Annotated in this window: 12 protein-coding genes and 1 pseudogene; 7 read left to right on the top strand and 6 right to left on the bottom strand. The window is 64.2% G+C overall.

The features are described from left to right. Positions 1-31 precede the first annotated feature (31 nt). The 3 genes from VSR82_RS03940 to VSR82_RS03930 all read right to left on the bottom strand — a co-directional run bounded on the left by VSR82_RS03940 (position 32) and on the right by VSR82_RS03930 (position 3,313). Entirely contained in the window at positions 32-838 is an 807-nt protein-coding gene (locus VSR82_RS03940) for an ATP-binding cassette domain-containing protein (RefSeq protein WP_410849503.1), read from the bottom strand. Positions 839-851: 13 nt separating this feature from the next. Continuing rightward, positions 852-2,042: an ABC transporter permease gene (locus VSR82_RS03935; protein ID WP_368587195.1), complete on the bottom strand. Its 1,191-nt coding sequence runs from the start codon at positions 2,040-2,042 to the stop codon at positions 852-854. Between the two features lie 224 nt (positions 2,043-2,266). Continuing rightward, positions 2,267-3,313, bottom strand: coding sequence for a sugar ABC transporter substrate-binding protein (locus tag VSR82_RS03930; protein WP_368587194.1), 1,047 nt, complete (start codon positions 3,311-3,313; stop codon positions 2,267-2,269). A 276-nt stretch (positions 3,314-3,589) separates the two neighbouring features. Between VSR82_RS03930 and VSR82_RS03925 the strand changes: the two genes are divergently transcribed. The 4 genes from VSR82_RS03925 to VSR82_RS03910 all read left to right on the top strand — a co-directional run bounded on the left by VSR82_RS03925 (position 3,590) and on the right by VSR82_RS03910 (position 6,857). Beyond that, positions 3,590-4,474: a MurR/RpiR family transcriptional regulator gene (locus VSR82_RS03925; RefSeq protein ID WP_368587193.1), complete on the top strand. Its 885-nt coding sequence runs from the start codon at positions 3,590-3,592 to the stop codon at positions 4,472-4,474. Then, the gene (gene iolG / locus VSR82_RS03920; RefSeq protein WP_429458589.1) at positions 4,467-5,483 is read left to right on the top strand and encodes an inositol 2-dehydrogenase; all 1,017 of its coding nucleotides are present in this window, start codon (positions 4,467-4,469) and stop codon (positions 5,481-5,483) included. Before VSR82_RS03925 ends, iolG begins: the two co-directional genes overlap by 8 nt. Beyond that, positions 5,483-6,529, top strand: a complete 1,047-nt coding sequence (locus tag VSR82_RS03915) for a Gfo/Idh/MocA family oxidoreductase (protein ID WP_429458590.1) — start codon at positions 5,483-5,485, stop codon at positions 6,527-6,529. The genes iolG and VSR82_RS03915 overlap by 1 nt, the downstream gene beginning before the upstream one ends. A 100-nt stretch (positions 6,530-6,629) precedes the next feature. Beyond that, positions 6,630-6,857: a sulfurtransferase TusA family protein gene (locus VSR82_RS03910; RefSeq protein ID WP_026225937.1), complete on the top strand. Its 228-nt coding sequence runs from the start codon at positions 6,630-6,632 to the stop codon at positions 6,855-6,857. 98 nt (positions 6,858-6,955) lie between these two features. Here VSR82_RS03910 and galU read toward each other — a convergent pair whose 3' ends face one another. Both galU and VSR82_RS03900 read right to left on the bottom strand, forming a co-directional pair. Continuing rightward, on the bottom strand, positions 6,956-7,837 hold the full coding sequence (gene galU, locus VSR82_RS03905; RefSeq protein ID WP_368587190.1) for a UTP--glucose-1-phosphate uridylyltransferase GalU: 882 nt from the start codon (positions 7,835-7,837) through the stop codon (positions 6,956-6,958). Between the two features lie 62 nt (positions 7,838-7,899). Beyond that, positions 7,900-10,779, bottom strand: coding sequence for a valine--tRNA ligase (locus tag VSR82_RS03900; RefSeq protein WP_429458592.1), 2,880 nt, complete (start codon positions 10,777-10,779; stop codon positions 7,900-7,902). Positions 10,780-11,020: 241 nt separating this feature from the next. Between VSR82_RS03900 and VSR82_RS03895 the strand changes: the two genes are divergently transcribed. Next, complete coding sequence (locus VSR82_RS03895; RefSeq protein WP_410847779.1) at positions 11,021-13,378, top strand: UvrD-helicase domain-containing protein; 2,358 nt, start codon at positions 11,021-11,023, stop codon at positions 13,376-13,378. After that, a complete protein-coding gene (locus VSR82_RS03890) occupies positions 13,375-14,169 on the top strand; it encodes a 5'-methylthioadenosine/adenosylhomocysteine nucleosidase (protein WP_429458593.1) in 795 nt (264 codons plus the stop codon). Before VSR82_RS03895 ends, VSR82_RS03890 begins: the two co-directional genes overlap by 4 nt. A gap of 12 nt (positions 14,170-14,181) precedes the next feature. Here the strand turns inward: VSR82_RS03890 and VSR82_RS03885 are convergent, their stop codons facing one another. Then, positions 14,182-16,167: a propionate--CoA ligase gene (locus VSR82_RS03885; RefSeq protein WP_498857498.1), complete on the bottom strand. Its 1,986-nt coding sequence runs from the start codon at positions 16,165-16,167 to the stop codon at positions 14,182-14,184. A gap of 613 nt (positions 16,168-16,780) precedes the next feature. On the opposite strand from VSR82_RS03885, the pseudogene VSR82_RS03880 reads away from it, so the two are divergent. Beyond that, positions 16,781-16,840 (top strand): annotated as a pseudogene (locus tag VSR82_RS03880) (ESPR-type extended signal peptide-containing protein); the annotation flags it as partial. Positions 16,841-16,904: the final 64 nt, after the last annotated feature.

Here is a 16,904-nt window from a genome sequence, read left to right as displayed (position 1 = left end):
GCGTCGGCGCCGGACGGACCGCACGAATCAGTCAGATCGTCGCGCCTTCGAGTTCGCCGATCATCTTCTGCATCTCGGCGCCGCCGGCCATCATGTCGAGCACTTCATCCTTGCTGATCGTCTGTTTGGTGAAGGTGCCGAGCGAGCGTCCACGATTGAGCAGCGTGAACGAATCGCCGATCGGATACGCGTGGTGCACGTTGTGCGTGATGAAGATCACCGAGATGCCTTTGGCGCGCGCCTTATGGATCAGCTTCAGCACGTTGAAGCTCTGCTTGACGCCGAGTGCGGCGGTCGGTTCGTCGAGAATCAGCACGCGCGCGCCGAAGTGAATCGCACGCGCGATGGCCAGGCATTGGCGCTCGCCGCCCGACATCGTGCCGATCGGCTGATGCGGGTCGCGCACATTGATGCCCATTTCGGCGAGCTTGTCGCGCGCGGTGATTGCGCAGGTTTCGAGGTCCATCACGTTGAGAAACCCGAACAGCTTTCTCTGCGGTTCGCGGCCCATGAAGAAATTGCGCGCGACCGAGAGCAGCGGCACCAGCGCGAGATCCTGATAGACGGTTGCGATGCCGAGATCGAGCGCGTCTTTCGGTGACGTGAAATGCACCGGCTTGCCGTCCACCCGGTAGGTGCCCTTGCTCGGCTGATACACGCCCGCGAGCGTCTTGATCAGCGTCGATTTGCCCGCGCCGTTGTCGCCGAGCAGACAATGCACTTCACCGCGTTTGAGCCGCAGCGTGATGTCGTTCAGCGCGATGATGTTGCCGAAATAGCGGCTGACGTTTTCGAGCGACAGGATGATGTCGTCCGGGTTCGGTTCGGGGGTGCTCATCGTGAACCTCCGTCTAGCGCGATGCCGCGACGCGGCCGCGTACGTAGTGGTTGAACAGCACGGCGAACAGCAGCATCACGCCGAGAAACACGCGGAACCAGTCGGAATCGACGTTGGTGTACGTGATGCCGATCTGCACGACGCCGAAGATCAGCGCGCCGAAGCAGGCGCCGACCACCGAGCCGTAGCCGCCCGTCAGCAGCGTGCCGCCGATCACCGCGGCGATGATCGCCTCGAACTCCGCCTGCAAACCACGGTCGGCCGCGGCCGAGCCGATATCGCACACCTGTAGCACCGCATACAGGGCCGAGCAGAACGCGGTCAGCACGAACAGCGAGATCTTCACGCGACGCACTGGCACGCCGACATTCTTGGCCGCGTTGGCATCGCCGCCGACCGCGAAAATCCAGTTGCCGAAGCGCGTCTTCGCGAGCGTGAACGCGCAGACCACCGCGAGCACGAACCACCACAGCAGCACCTTGGGAATGCCCGGCACCAGCGGCGCGCCGTTGTCGAGCATCTTCACGAGACCGAGGTGGCCAAGCCATACGAACAGACCTCGGAACGCGACGCCCTGGAAGAACGTGTGCGCGAACCAGTCCTGACGTGCGACGTCGCCGACGCCGGAGATGATCGTGCGATCGGCGAACATCACCGATAGCGCGAGCGTCAGACCGCGCAGAATGAACAGGAACGCAAGCGTGACGATGAACGACGGCAGACGCGTGCGTATCACCAGATAGCCGTTGAGCGCGCCGAGCAGCATCGAGCCGACGAACGCGAACACGATCGCAAGCCAGATCGGCCAGTGGAAGTACATGGTCGGCAACGCGACCATCATGCCGGCAAAGCCGATCATCGAGCCGATCGACAGATCGAACTCGCCGGCGATCATCAGCAGGCATGCGCCGACCGAGATCAGACCAAGATAGGCGGCGACCTGCGACCAGTTCATCACGCCGTCGAGGTTGAACATCCCCGAGTTGCCGGCGGCCAGGCCGAACACGATGAACACCATCACGGTGCCGGCGAGCGCCGCGAATTCCGGTCGGCCGAGCAGATGGCGGAACCAGGATTCCTCGCGCACGCGTTCGTCGACGGCAGCGGATTGCGAGGCGGTCGTCGCGCCAGACTGCGCAGGGTCCTGCGGATCGGACGGCGGTTGCTTGCGGTGATGGGGATGAAACAGGTCGGCGACACCCATTGAAGCTCTCCTTGATACGCCCGCGACCGGCGAGTCGGCGCAATGCGTTGGGCGTTTGTGAATCCGCCGGGCGGCATGTCCGCTGGGCGGTATATCCGCTTGGCGGCATGTCCGCTGAGCGGGCGAGTGCCGGCAAGACGCAATGCGTCCCACCGGTCACTGCCTTTTGAACCTTGCCGCTGGCGCGGCGGCCTGATCGCGCGACGCGATGCGATGCCGTGCGCTTAGCGGTACTGACCCGCGTACTTCAGCACCTTGTCGACATTTTCCTTGGTGATGAAGCCTGGACCCGAGCCGATATTGCGCGGCCCATACGACGGTGCGAGCCCATAGGTCGCGAGGCGCTCCTTGAACTTCGGATTCGCCTGCAGGACCTCGCGGATCTTCACGGGATCGGTGGTGTTGTTCTTCTTCGCGATCGCCAGCACGGCGACCGGGATATAGCCCTGCAAGTACGGTTGCTGGTCGATCGCGAACTGGATCGTGCCGTCCTGGATGCCCTTCGCGATGTCGCTATCGAAGTCGAAGGTCGCGAACCAGATCTTGCCGGCGAGGCCCATCTGCTGCAGCGCCTTCAAGGTCGGGTCGGCCGATAGCGGACCGAGCGTCAGCACCGCCTGGGTATCCGGATGATTGCGCAGGAACGCGCTGACTTTCGACTGCACGCCGGTCGGGTCCTGGCCCACGTCGAGCGTCGAGGTTTTGAAGTTGGCGCCGATCGCTTCGGCGAAACCGCGGCAGCGTTCGAACGAAGCCGGGTTCGTCGCGTAGTGGTTCACGCACAGGAACGACTTGATGCCGGCGGCCTTGGCCTTTTCGCCGGCGGCTTTGCCGGCCGCGAACTCGGGCTGGCCGACGTGCATGATCGCGCCGAGCTTCGCGCTTTGCTCTTCGGTGCCGGAGTTGATCGTGACGAGCGGAATATGTTTCTCGGTGACCTTCCCGATCGAGCTCTTCAGCACGTCGAAGTCGGCGATCGATACGATCACGCCGTCATAGTTGCGTGCGGCCGCCTGTTCGACGAGACGCGCCATGTCGGCGATGTCGCCGTTCGGCGGGTTGCGGTAGTCGGTCTGAACGTTGAAGTCCTCGTCCGCCTGCTTGATCGCGTTCTTGATCGTGTTCCACCACGAGTCCGAATCCGGCGCGTGGCTGATCAGCACGAAGTGGGCGTCCGCCGCGCGGGCGGCCGAGGCCGCGCCGAATCCCGTCGCCAACGTCAACGCCGTCACCAGAATCCTGAGCGTTGCCTTGCCTCTGCAAAGTCTCATTGTCTCCACCTTTCTCGGTCTGTCGTTCGTTATTGAGGGAGCGCCTGGCGGGTGGCTTGCCATTCCGATGACCCACACAACGAGGCCGAAGCGCCATCGCTCACGACCAAGAGTAGGTCATCTTCCGAGGCCTTGCAAAGAAAATTTCATGACAAATAAAAATGGAAAATACGTTCCATTTGATGGGGCGCCCGCCTATACTCGGCAACGTCGGATGCGCGTTGCGGCGGGCCGCGGGCGCGTCTGTCGCATTGCAGGAAACCCCGAGAGGCAGTCATGGCGGAACAGATCACCGAAGAGGCGTTGCCGAGCGTCGACGAATTGATGCAGCGCATCGCGGATACCTACGAGTCGCTGCCTCGGCAGTTGAAGAGCGTGGCTTCATATATCGAGCAGCATCGCTCGAGCGTGATGATGGATCGCACCAGCGATATCGCCGCGAGCTGCGGTGTGCACCCGTCGGCGGTCGTGCGCTTTGCGCAGCGGTTCGGCTTTTCCGGGTTTTCCGATTTGCAGGCGGTGTTTCGTCAGGCGTATACGGGGCAGGGCGTGTCGTCGTCGAGCTATCAGCAGCGCATCCGCAAGCTGATCGACGAGAAGCCCGGCACGCTGTCGGGTGGCGCGGTCGCGCGCGAGTTTATCGCCGCGTCGCGCGGCGGCCTCGAAGAACTCGAAGCGGGACTCGACGACAAGCAGTTCGACGCCGCCGTGAAGATGCTGCAGCAGGCCGACAACATCTACGTGATCGGCGTTCGGCGCTCGTTTCCGGTCGCGAGCTACATCGTCTATGCGTTGCAGCACACGCACAAGCGCGTGCATCTGGTGTCCGGCTTCGGCGGCATGTATCGCGAGCAGATCCGCAGCGTCAGGAAGGGCGACGTGGTGATTGCGATCAGCTTCGCGCCGTACGGCAAGGAGACGCAGTACTGTCTGCGCGTCGCGCATCATCATCAGGCGAAGACGCTCGTCATCACGGATAGCCAGCTATCGCCGCTCGCGCGCTACGCGAGCACGCAACTCTACGTGAAAGAGGGCAGCGCGTTCGCGTTCCGCTCGCTGACCAGCACGATCTGCCTGTGCCAGGCGCTGTTCATCGCGCTCGCGTACAAGCTCGAACTGAACGTTGAAGAATCCAACGACACTGGAGGCTACGATGACTGACGCGGTAAGCACGATCGACGTCGCGGTATTCGGCGCGGGACGCATCGGCAAGATCCATGCGGCGAATCTCGCGCGGCAGCCCGGCGTGCGGCTCAAATACGTGGTCGACGTGAATCGCGACGCGGCCGCCGCGCTCGCCGCGCAGCATGGCGCGCAGGTCGCGGATATCGACGGCGCGATCGGCGACGCGTCGATCGGCGCGACCGTGATCTGTTCGAGCACCGACACGCATGCGGACCTGATCGTCCAATCGGCCGCGCAGAACAAGCACGTGTTCTGCGAGAAGCCGGTCGATCTGACGCTGGAGCGCGCGCGGATGTGCGCGCACGCCGTGGAGCGCGCGGGTGTCGTGTGCATGATCGGGTTTCAGCGGCGCTTCGATCCGACGTTTGCCGCATTGAAAGCGCGTCTGGACGCTGGCGAGATCGGCACGCCCGAGATGCTGGTCATCACGAGCCGCGACCCTGGCGCGCCGCCGGTCGACTACATCCGGCGCTCCGGCGGCATCTTCAAGGACATGCTGATTCACGACTTCGACATCTGCCGGTGGATTCTCGACGACGAAGCCGACACGCTGCACGCCACCGGCAGTTGCCTCACCGACCCCGCGATCGCCGACGCGGGCGACGTCGATTCGACCGCGGTGACGATCCGCACGAGGCGCGGCCGCCTGTGCCAGATCAACACCACGCGGCGCGCCGCGTACGGTTACGACCAGCGCTTCGAAGTGCTCGGCAGCACCGGCATGCTGCAAGCGGGCAACATCCGGCCGACCGAAGTCACTGCGTACGCGAAGACGAAAGTATCGACCGACGTGCCCGAGGCGTTCTTTCTCGAACGCTACCGCGCGGCCTACGCGCTAGAAATCGCGCATTTCTTCGACGCGGTCACGCACGGCAAACCGGTGCGCACGACCGTCGCCGATGGCCTGAAAGCGCTCGAACTCGCGGAAGCCGCGACGCGTTCATGGCGCGAGGGGCGTGCGGTCAAACTCGGCGAGGCCGCGTGATGAAGCCCGCCACGGAGCGCTTGCGGATCGGCGTGGTCGGCCTTGGGCGGCTTGGCAAGCGGCATGCGGAGAATCTCGCGTATCGCGTGCCGGGCGCGACGCTCGCGGCCGCGTGCAGTCCGCTCGAAGAGGAACTCGCGTGGGCGCGCGATGCGCTACCCGAGCCGCGTCTTTACGCCGATTACGCGGACTTGCTCGCCGATCCGCAGCTCGATGCGGTATGGCTCGTCACGCCGTCGTCGCTGCATGCGCAGCAGATCGTCGACGCGTTACGCGCCGGCAAGCACGTGTTCTGCGAAAAACCGCTGTCGCTCGATGTCGCCGAATGCGAGCGCGTGCTGGCCGAAGCGGCGCGCTATCCGCATCTGCAAGCGACGATCGGCTTCATGCGCCGCTTCGATCCGAGCTACCGTGACGCGTTCGACAAAATCGCCGCCGGCCAGATCGGCCGGCCGTTCCTCGTGCGCTCGCAGACCACCGATAAAAACGACAACGACGGCTTCTTCGTGCGCTTCGCGGCGAGCTCGGGCGGCATCTTTCTCGACTGCACGGTGCACGACATCGACGTCGCCCGCTGGCTGCTCGGCAAGCCGCGCGCGACACGCGTGTTCGCGGCGGGCACGATCGCGCTGCACGAGGGTCTGCGCGAATTCGGCGACGTCGACAACGGCGTGGCGATCTGCGAATTCGAGGGCGGCAAGCTCGCGATGTTCTACGCGTCGCGCACGCAGGCGCACGGCAACGATACGCATAGCGAAGTCATCGGTACGGCAGGCGCGCTGACGATCGGCCGCAATCCGCGCGCGAACCGCGTCGAGATCTACGACTCGACCGGTATTCGCAACGAGTGCACGCCGAATTTTTTCGACCGCTTCGAGGACGCGTTTCTGCACGAGGCACGCGCATTCGTCGCATCGGTGCAAAAAGGGCCGGGGAAGGGCGATGCGGAACAGAGCGGCGCGACGCTCGCCGATGCGCTCGAAGCGACGCGTATCGGCGTCGCGCTGCGCGAGTCGCTGCAAAGCGGCAGGGCGGTGACGCTGTAGCGGTGCGCTGTCCGGCGCCGCCGCGCCGCCTGCTGTAAAATTTGACCCTCTGTCCGGCGTCGTTAGCGACGCCTCGTCCCGAAGGTCATCGTCGATGCAAATTCAGATTCACAAGGAAGTCGATGCGCGCGGGCTCATGTGCCCGCTGCCCATCCTGCGCGCCAAAAAAGCGCTCGCCGACATGGAAAGCGGCCAGATTCTCAAGGTGCTCGCCACCGATCCCGGCTCGCAGCGCGATTTCGCCGCGTTCGCGAAGCAGACCGGCAACGAGATCGTCGAAAGCTCGGCGCATGACAAGGTGTTTACGTTTCTGATGCGGCGCCGTTGAGCAGCATTCGGTAAATCTGTCCGTCCGATGTAAAAAAGAAGGCGCTGTCCCCATTATTCGGGGTACAGCGCCTTCTTCGTTTCGTCCTGACCTTGGCGTCAGCCTTCGAGGACCGGCGAGCGGGTACGCAGATATTCTTCGAAATCGGACGCCACTTCCGGGTGACGCAGCGCGAACTCGACGGTCGCCTTCAGGTAGCCGAGCTTGCTGCCGCAGTCGAAACGCGTGCCGTGATACTTGTACGCGAGCACCTGTTCATCGGCGAGCAGCGACTGGATCGCGTCCGTCAGTTGCAATTCGCCGCCCGCGCCCGGTTTGATCGAGCGCAGGTGATCGAAGATGCGCGGCTTCAGCACATATCGGCCGACCACGCCGAGGTTCGACGGCGCCACGCTCGGCTCCGGCTTTTCGATGATGCCCGACATCTTGATGATCGAATCTTCCCATTCCTTGCCATCGACGATGCCGTACGACTTCGTGTCTTCCGGGGGGATCTCTTCGACGCCGATCACCGAGCTGTGATAGTGATCGAACACCTCGATCATCTGCGTCATCACGGGCGGCGTGCCGTACAACAGGTCGTCCGCGAGAATCACGGCAAACGGGTTGTCGCCGACCAGCTTCTCGGCGCACAGCACCGCGTGGCCGAGGCCTAGTGCTTCGGCCTGGCGCACGTAGAAGCAGTCGACGTGGCTCGGCTTGATGCTACGCACGAGTTCGAGCAGCTTGTCCTTGCCGCGTGCTTCGAGTTCGGCCTCGATCTCATAGGACTTGTCGAAATGGTCTTCGATCGCGCGCTTGCTGCGGCCCGTGACGAAGATCATTTCGGTGATGCCGGCCGCCATGGCCTCCTCGACCGCGTACTGAATCAGCGGCTTGTCGACGATCGGCAACATCTCCTTCGGGCTAGCCTTCGTGGCGGGGAGGAAGCGGGTGCCAAGACCTGCTACCGGAAAAACCGCCTTCGTAACTTTTAGCATGTGAATACCCTGAGTCCTCTGGTTAAATCCATGCCCGCCGTTGAGGACGGCGGGCGCGTCGATCAGGCCGGCAAGCGAGCCAGTTGGGCCTTCAGCTTGCCGACGGTGGCTTCGAAATCGGCCAGCCGCTTCTGCTCCTGTTCCACGACCGCGGCCGGCGCCTTCGCGACGAAGGCCTGATTCTGCAGCTTACCGTTGCATTTCACGATTTCGGCGCTCAACCGGGTGATCTCTTTCGACAGGCGTTCGCGTTCGACCGCCGCATCGATTTCGACCTTCAAAACGAGCTTGTCCGTTCCTACGATAGCAATCGGCGCGCCATCCGCCTGGGCATCGAGCGCCGCCTCGTCGGCAATGATCTGCACCTCGGACAGACGCGCAAGCGCCTGAGCATAAGGCGCGAACGTACGAAGACGCTCCGCGTTGCCGGTGGCGAGCAACGGCACCTTCACCGCCGGCGACAAGTTCATTTCGCCGCGCAGATTGCGGCATGCATCGATCACCGCTTTGAGGTCGTTCGCCCACTGCTCGGCGTCTTCGTCGAGCTTCGACGGCTCCGCGATGGGGTACTGCTGCACCATGATGGACGCCTCGCCCTCGGCCTTGCCTTCCGGGTAGCGTCCCGCGAGCGGCGCCACTTTCTGCCACAGCGCTTCGGTGATGAACGGGATCACCGGATGCGCGAGGCGCAGCACCGTTTCGAGCACACGCAAAAGCGTGCGACGCGTGGCTCGCTGCTGGTTCGGCTGCCCGGTCTGGATCTGCACCTTGGCGAGCTCGACGTACCAGTCACAATATTCGTCCCAGACGAACCTGTATATGGCGTTGGCCACATTATCAAAACGATAGTCCGAAAAGCCCTTGGCGACTTCCGCTTCCACGCGCTGCAGCTGCGACACGATCCAGCGGTCGGCCTGCGAGAAATGCAGATGGCCTTCTGGCCCGCATTCGCCACATTGCGCCGGTTGGCCGAAACCGCAGTCATGGCCTTCGCAGTTCATCAGCACGAAGCGCGTGGCGTTCCACAGCTTGTTGCAGAAGTTGCGATAGCCTTCACAGCGGGCGAGGTCGAAATTGACGTTGCGGCCGAGCGTGGCCATCGACGCCATCGTGAAGCGCAGCGCGTCGGTGCCGAACGCCGGAATACCGTCCGGAAACTCCTTGCGGGTCTTCTTCTCGATCGACGCGGCCTGCTTCGGGTTCATCAGGCCGGTGGTGCGTTTCGCGACGAGCGCGTCGAGGTCGATGCCATCGACGATATCGATCGGGTCGAGCGTGTTGCCCTTGCTCTTGGACATCTTCTGGCCTTCGGCGTCGCGCACGAGGCCGTGCACGTAGACCGTGTCGAACGGCACTTTGCCGGTGAAGTGCGTGGTCATCATGACCATGCGCGCGACCCAGAAGAAGATGATGTCGAAGCCGGTGACGAGCACCGACGACGGCATGAAGTGCTTCAGTTCTTCCGTTTCGTTCGGCCAGCCGAGCGACGAGAACGGCACCAGAGCCGACGAGAACCACGTGTCGAGCACGTCTTCGTCGCGCTTCAGCGCGCCCGTGTAGCCGGCCGCGACGGCCTTCGCGCGCGCGTCCTCTTCAGTCTTGGCGACGAACACTTCGCCGTTCTCGCCGTACCACGCCGGAATCTGATGACCCCACCACAACTGACGCGAAATGCACCAGTCCTGGATGTTTTCGAGCCACTGGTAGTACGTGGTGGTCCAGTTCTCCGGCACGAATTTGATCTGGCCGTTGCGCACGACGTCGAGCGCGGTCTCGGCGATCGACTTGCCCGGATTGAACGTGCCTTCGGGCGCCGGCTTGCTCATCGCGACGAACCACTGGTCGGTCAGCATCGGCTCGATCACGACGCCGGTGCGGTCGCCGCGCGGCACCATCAGCTTGTGCGGCTTGACCGATTCGAGCGCGCCGAGCGCTTCGAGATCGGTGACCACCAGCTTGCGGGCTTCGAAACGGTCGAGGCCGCGGTATTTTTCGGGCGCGTTGTCGTTGATTCTCGCGTCGAGCGTGAGGATTTCGATCTGCGGCAGCTTGTGGCGTAGGCCGACCTGATAGTCGTTGAAATCGTGCGCGGGCGTGACCTTGACGACGCCGGTGCCGAATTCGCGGTCGACGTAATCGTCGGCGATGATCGGCACTTCGCGGTTCGACAGCGGCAGCGTGACGGTCTTGCCGATCAGGTGCGCGTAGCGCTCGTCTTCCGGGTGCACCATCACGGCGGTGTCGCCGAGCATGGTTTCCGGGCGGGTGGTGGCGACGGTCAGATGGCCCGAGCCGTCGGTCAACGGATAGTGGATGTGCCACAGGTGGCCGTTCTCTTCTTCGCTGACCACTTCGAGGTCGGACACGGCGGTGAGCAGCACCGGGTCCCAGTTCACGAGGCGCTTGCCGCGATAGATCAGACCCTGTTCATACAGACGCACGAACACGTCGCGCACGGCGGCCGACATCTTGTCGTCCATCGTGAAGTATTCGCGCGACCAGTCGATCGACGCGCCGAGCCGGCGCACCTGATTCGTGATGGTCGAGCCGGACTGCTGCTTCCACTCCCACACGCGTTCGACGAATTTTTCGCGGCCGAGGTCGTGGCGCGACACGCCCTGCGCGTCGAGCTGACGTTCGACGACGATCTGCGTGGCGATGCCCGCGTGGTCGGTACCCGGCACCCACAGCGTGTTTTCGCCGAGCATGCGGTGATAGCGGGTGAGACCGTCCATGATGGTCTGGTTGAACGCGTGGCCCATGTGCAGCGTGCCCGTGACGTTCGGCGGCGGCAGCTGGATCGAGAAATCCTTGCGGTTCGGGTCGAAGGAGGGCGCGGCGTAGGCGCGCTTTTCCCATTCAGGGCCCCAGTGGGCTTCGATGGTGTGGGGTTCGAAGCTTTTTGCAAGCGTCGAGGTCGGGTCGCTCGGGGTGTCGCTCATGTTTCTGGTTAAAAGCAGGATTTTGGAGGCGGAGAATGGTTGATTATAGCTAACGAGGGGTTTTGCCTTGCCGGCGGCTTGGTTTGTCGTTGTTCTGGGTTCTTTGGCCTTTCCTTGCTTTGTTATTGGTCTATTAGACCGACAAGCCAGCAAGGAAAGGCCAAAGAGCCAGAACAACGACAAAAAAGCGCCGCCCCCACCGGGGCATATAATGTCCCCCGAACTGCGCTCCGCGAAAAAAATGCCCGACCTCCTCTCCAATCTGAACCCCGAACAACACGCCGCCGTAACGCTCCCGAACGAGCCCGCCCTGATCCTGGCGGGCGCCGGCAGCGGCAAAACCCGCGTCCTGATCACCCGCATCGCGTGGCTGATCCAGCAAGGCCTCGCGTCCCCCGCGACCGTCCTCGCGGTGACCTTCACCAACAAAGCCGCCCGCGAAATGATGGCGCGCCTCTCGGCGCTCTTGCCGATCGACACGCGCGGCATGTGGATCGGCACGTTCCACGGCCTGTGCAACCGGATGCTGCGCGCGCATCACCGCGACGCCGGGCTGCCCGCCACGTTCCAGATTCTCGATACCGCGGACCAGCTGTCGGCGATCAAGCGCCTGATGAAGGGCCTCAACATCGACGACGAAAAGTACCCGGCGAAAAACCTCCAGTACTTCATCAACAACGCGAAAGAGCAGGGCCTGCGCCCCAAAGACGTCGACGCCACCGACAACTTCAACCGCAAGTTCGTCGAGCTCTACGAAGCCTACGATCAGCAATGCCAGCGCGAAGGCGTCGTCGATTTCCCCGAGCTGCTGCTGCGCTGCTACGAGCTGCTCGCGCATAATCCGCCGCTGCGCGCGCATTACCAGGCGCGCTTCAGGCACATCCTCGTCGACGAGTTTCAGGACACCAACAAGCTGCAATACGCGTGGCTCAAGCTGCTCGCGGGCCAGCACAACGCGATCTTCGCGGTCGGTGACGACGACCAGTCGATCTATGCGTTCCGCGGCGCGAACGTCGGCAACATGCGCGACTTCGAGCACGAGTTCAACGTGCGCAATCTGATCAAGCTCGAGCAGAACTATCGCTCGCACGGCCATATTCTCGATGCGGCGAACCAGCTGATCGCGAACAACTCGCGCCGGCTCGGCAAGAATCTGCGCACCGACGCAGGCCACGGCGAACCGGTGCGCGTCTACGAATCGGCGACCGATTCGCAGGAGGCCGGCTGGATCGTCGAAGAGATCCGCGCGCTCATCAACAACGGCCTGTCGCGCAGCGAGATCGCGGTGCTCTACCGCAGCAACGCGCAGTCGCGCACGATCGAGCACACGCTCGTCAATGCGGGCATCGCGTACCGCGTGTACGGCGGCCTGCGCTTTTTCGAGCGTCAGGAAGTCAAGCACGCGCTCGCGTACCTTCGCCTGATCGACAACCCGAACGACGACACCGCGTTCGGCCGCGTCGTCAATTTCCCGACCCGCGGCATCGGCGCGCGTTCGATCGAACAGCTCGCCGACGCGGCGCGTCTGTACAACTGCTCGATGGCCGCGGCGATTCCGTACGTCGCTGGCAAGGCGGGCTCGAGTCTCGCCGCGTTCGCGAACCTGGTCGGCAAGATGCGCGCCGACACGCAGCAGATGAGCCTGCCGGAGACCGTCGAGTACGTGGTCCGCGCGAGCGGTCTCGCCGACTTCTATCAGAACGAGCGCGAAGGCCAGGAACGGCTCGAGAACTTGCAGGAACTCGTCAACGCGGCCGCCGCGTTCGTCAGCGAGGAAGGCTACGGGCTCGATACGCCTGCGCGTTCGATCCCGCTGCGCCCGGGCGCCAGCGCCGCGCCCGAACTCGCGGTCGCGACCGACGATCCGAACACGGTGGTTCTCGACGCCCCGGGCATCGCCGATCCCGCGCAAAACCCCGACACGATGACGCCGCTCGCGGGCTTCCTGTCGCACGCGTCGCTCGAAGCGGGCGACAACCAGGCGCAGGCCGGCCAGGAAGCGGTGCAACTGATGACGGTGCACGCGGCAAAAGGGCTCGAATTCACCGCGGTGTTCATCACCGGTCTCGAAGAAGGGCTGTTCCCGCACGAGAACAGCGCGATGGAGGCGGACGGCCTCGAAGAAGAGCGGCGCCTGATGTATGTCGCGATCACGCGCGCGAAGGAGCGGCTGTATCTGTCGTTCGCGCAGAGCCGGATGCTGCACGGTCAGACCCGCTACAACATCCGCTCGCGTTTCTTCGACGAATTGCCGCAGGAAACGCTGAAGTGGCTCACGCCGAAGGTCGAGGCGGGCTCGCGCTGGGGCGGTCGCTCGGACAACGCCGGCTACGGGCGCGACTGGTTTGCGCGGCCGGGCTACGGCGGCGGTTCGGCGGCCGCGGTGACTTCTGCGCCGGCGCCGGCCTTCGCGAACGAGCAACGCGCGGCCGAAACGGGCTTCCGCGTCGGCCAGCAGGTGTTCCACACGAAGTTCGGCGAAGGCACGATCACCGCGCTCGAAGGCAACGGCGCCGACGCGAAAGCGCAGGTCCGCTTCAAGCGGCACGGCGAAAAGTGGCTGGCGCTGGCGGTGGCAAAATTGCAGGCGGTCGAATGAGCACGCCCTTGAACCTCAGCCATGGTGCGCGCCGACCGCTCGGCATTCTGGCCGCGTTGCCGCAGGAACTCGGCGACCTGATCGAAGCGATGCGCGCCGAGTCCGGCGTGCGCACGGTCAAGTACGGCCAGCGTGACTACCACGTCGGCACCGTGCACGGCAAGCCGTGTGTCGTCACGCTCGCGCGCGTCGGCAAGGTCGCGGCGGCCGCGACGGTCAGCGCGCTGATTCACGCGTTCGATGTCGAAGCCGTGGTGTTCACCGGTGTCGCGGGTGGGGTCGGGGTCGATGTGCATGTCGGCGATATCGTCGTCGCGAGCACGCTGATGCAGCACGATCTCGACGCGTCGCCGCTGTTTCCGCGCTTCGAGGTGCCGCTGCTCGGCATGTCGCGCTTTGCCGCCGATGCGGCGCTCGCCGATCGTCTCACGCTCGCATGCGAGCAGTTCGTCGCCGAAGAAGGCGCGGCCTGCGCCGCCCGGTTCGGCACGCGCGAGCCGCGCGTGCATCGCGGCTTGATCGTCAGCGGCGATCAGTTCGTCGCGAGCGCGGCGGCCGTCGCGGCTTTGCGCAACGCGCTGCCCGACGCGCTCGCGGTCGAGATGGAGGGCGCGGCGATCGCGCAGGTCTGCTACGAGTACGGCGTGCTGTGCGCGGTCGTGCGCACGATTTCCGATACGGCCGACGATCACGCCCCCGGATCGTTCATGTCGTTTCTGACCGGCATCGCGGGCACGTATTCGAACGCGATCCTCGCGCGCTTTTTGGGCACGCGGCACGCCGCGGGCTGAGCGCCCGCCGATTCATTTCTTCGTGCCGTCGCCGAGCGCGTCGCGCACCTGCTGTAGCGCGGCCGGATCTTCGATCGTCGGCAGATCTCCGGGCTCGCGTCCCTCGGCGAGCGCCGCGATAGCGCGGCGCAATAGCTTGCCGGAGCGCGTCTTCGGCAGCATCGATACCATCACCACGCGCGCGGGCCGCGCAATCGAGCCGAGATGGCGGTCGACCGTCATCGTCAGCTCGGCGGCGAGCCGCGCGCGCTCGCTCGGGTCGCCTTCGCTTTGCGCGCCGCGCAGCACGACGAAGGCCATCGCCGCCTGACCCTTTACCGGATCGGTCACGCCGACCACCGCGACTTCCGCGACGGCCGCATGGCTCGACAGCGCCTCCTCGATCTCGCGCGTGCCGAGCCGATGGCCCGCGACGTTGATCACGTCGTCGGTGCGGCCGAGGATCGTCACGTAGCCGTCCTCGTCCTGCACGCCCCAGTCGAACGTCGAATAGACCTGCTGGTTCGGCACGCTCGACCAGTAGGTGCCGACGAAGCGCTTATCGTCGCCCCACACCGTCGACATGCAGCCCGGCGGCAGCGGATAGTCGAGCGTCAGCACGCCTTTCTCGCCGGGCGCGCACGGCTCGCCGGTCAGCTCGTCGCGCACGGTCAGGCTATAGCCGACCGACGGTACGCCCGGCGAGCCGAGCTTGGTCGGCAGTACCTCGATGCCGCGCGGAATCGCGAGCATCGGCCAGCCGGTTTCGGTCTGCCAGTAGTTGTCGATCACCGGCTTGTTCAGCGCGGTCGAGATCCATTCGGCGGTCGGTTCGTCGAGCGGTTCGCCGGCGAGAAACAGCGTGCGCAGGCTCGACAGATCGGCTGCCTTCATCAGCGCCGGGTCCTGCTTCTTCAGCACGCGAATCGCCGTCGGCGCGGTGAACATCAGGTTGATCTTGTGCTGTTCGACGAGGCGCCACCAGATGCCGCCGTCCGGGCGAATCGGCGTGCCTTCGTACATCACCGTGGTCAGCCCCGCGATCAGCGGCGCGTACACGATGTAGCTGTGGCCGACCACCCAGCCGACGTCGGACGCGGTGAACATCGTGTCGCCGGCCTTGCCCTCGAAGATGTATTCCATCGATGCCGCGAGCGCGACCGCATAGCCGCCCACATCGCGCTGCACGCCCTTCGGCTTGCCGGTCGTGCCCGACGTGTAAAGCACGTACGACGGCTCGTTCGATTCGAGCCATTCGCACGGCACGTGGGCGTCGAAGAACTGTTCGCGCAGCGGCTCGTAGGCGACGAGGTAGGGCGCGTTCAGGCGCTCGGGCGCGAGCTGCCGGTCGATCAGCAGCACGTGCGGTGTCTTGTGCTTCGCGCGCGACAGCGCTTCGTCGACGAGCGGCGTGTAGTCGACCACTTTGCCGCCGCGCGCGCCGGCGTCGGCGGTCACGATCAGCACCGGCTTCGCGTCGTCGATCCGCGCGGCGAGGTTCGGCGCCGCGAAGCCGCCGAACACGACCGAGTGGATCGCGCCCAGCCGCGCGCAGGCGAGCATCGCGAACAGTGCCTCGGGGATCATCGGCAGATAGATCAGCACGACGTCGCCGCGCTTCACGCCGAGCGAACGCATGACCGCGGCCATGCGGTTGATTTCGGCGTACAGCTCGGCGTAAGTGTACTGCCGCTCGATGCCGGTTTCGGTCGATACGTAGACCAGCGCGTTTTGCTGTGCGCGCTCGGCCAGATGTCGGTCGACCGCGTTATGACAGAGGTTTGTGCGGCCGCCGACGAACCAGCGCGCGAATGGCGGCTTCGAGCGGTCGAGCACGGTGCCGAATGGCGTGTGCCAGTGAATGCGCTGGGCTTCTTCGCGCCAGAAGGCTTCGGGGTGTTCGATCGAGCGGCGGTGGAAATCGCGGTAGCGGGTCATCGGCGGCGATCCTCGTGCGGCGGGAGTGGACGGGGGTGGACGCAAATTGTGCGCCTGGTGCGGCGCGGCGGGATGCACCATTGGCATTGTGCGCCGGAAATTGCTTGGATGCGGGACGGTTTTCTTTCGTTGGTCTGGCTTCTTTGGCCTTTTCTTGTTGTGTTGTCGGTCAATTAGCGTTGCCCGTGTGCGGGGCATTTGCATGCATCGCATAGCTGACATTTCTGGAACATCGTAGCCAGGAATCGCCTACAGGGCAGAACTTGCACGTGTATTCCCATGAGTGCGCGGTCTGAGCGGCCATCTGCCCGATCCTGTCCCGGTATCCGGGAGATAGCCCGGCATGCCCGCCCGCCTGTCGATGCGGTGCAGTATGAACGCCTCGCACTGGCCGCTTCCCATCTTTGCGAACGGCAAGGGCAGCAACTTGACCTTGAGCGCTCTCGCGACGAGGCACTAACGGGTTGATCCGTGACGGCAAAGGCGGGCCGATGCCGCCTCTCCGTCTGCGTTGCAGTAAAACCGATAGTCAGTTGACGGATATTCGAATCCACATACTTCCGAAAAAACGTCCATCAGACCGATCCGATTTTCGAAAATCTGTTGTCATCGCGCATTCATTAACATTGCCTGACAGATCTGAAAAGCAGGTTGGCCTATCTTCGGAAGATAGCCAAAAAAAGCGTCACGCAAAATGAATAAGAACATTTTCCGGCTGGTATTCAGCCGCTGTCGGGGCATGCTCGTTGCCGTCGCAGAAACAGCCGTCTCCCATGGCCGGACCGGTGACGGCGAAACCCGCGCGCCTTGCACTCCGG

It is taken from the genome of Burkholderia sp. JPY481 (assembly GCF_038900515.1).
GTDB lineage: Bacteria > Pseudomonadota > Gammaproteobacteria > Burkholderiales > Burkholderiaceae > Paraburkholderia > Paraburkholderia youngii.
This window is presented reverse-complemented; position numbering and strand designations above follow the sequence as displayed.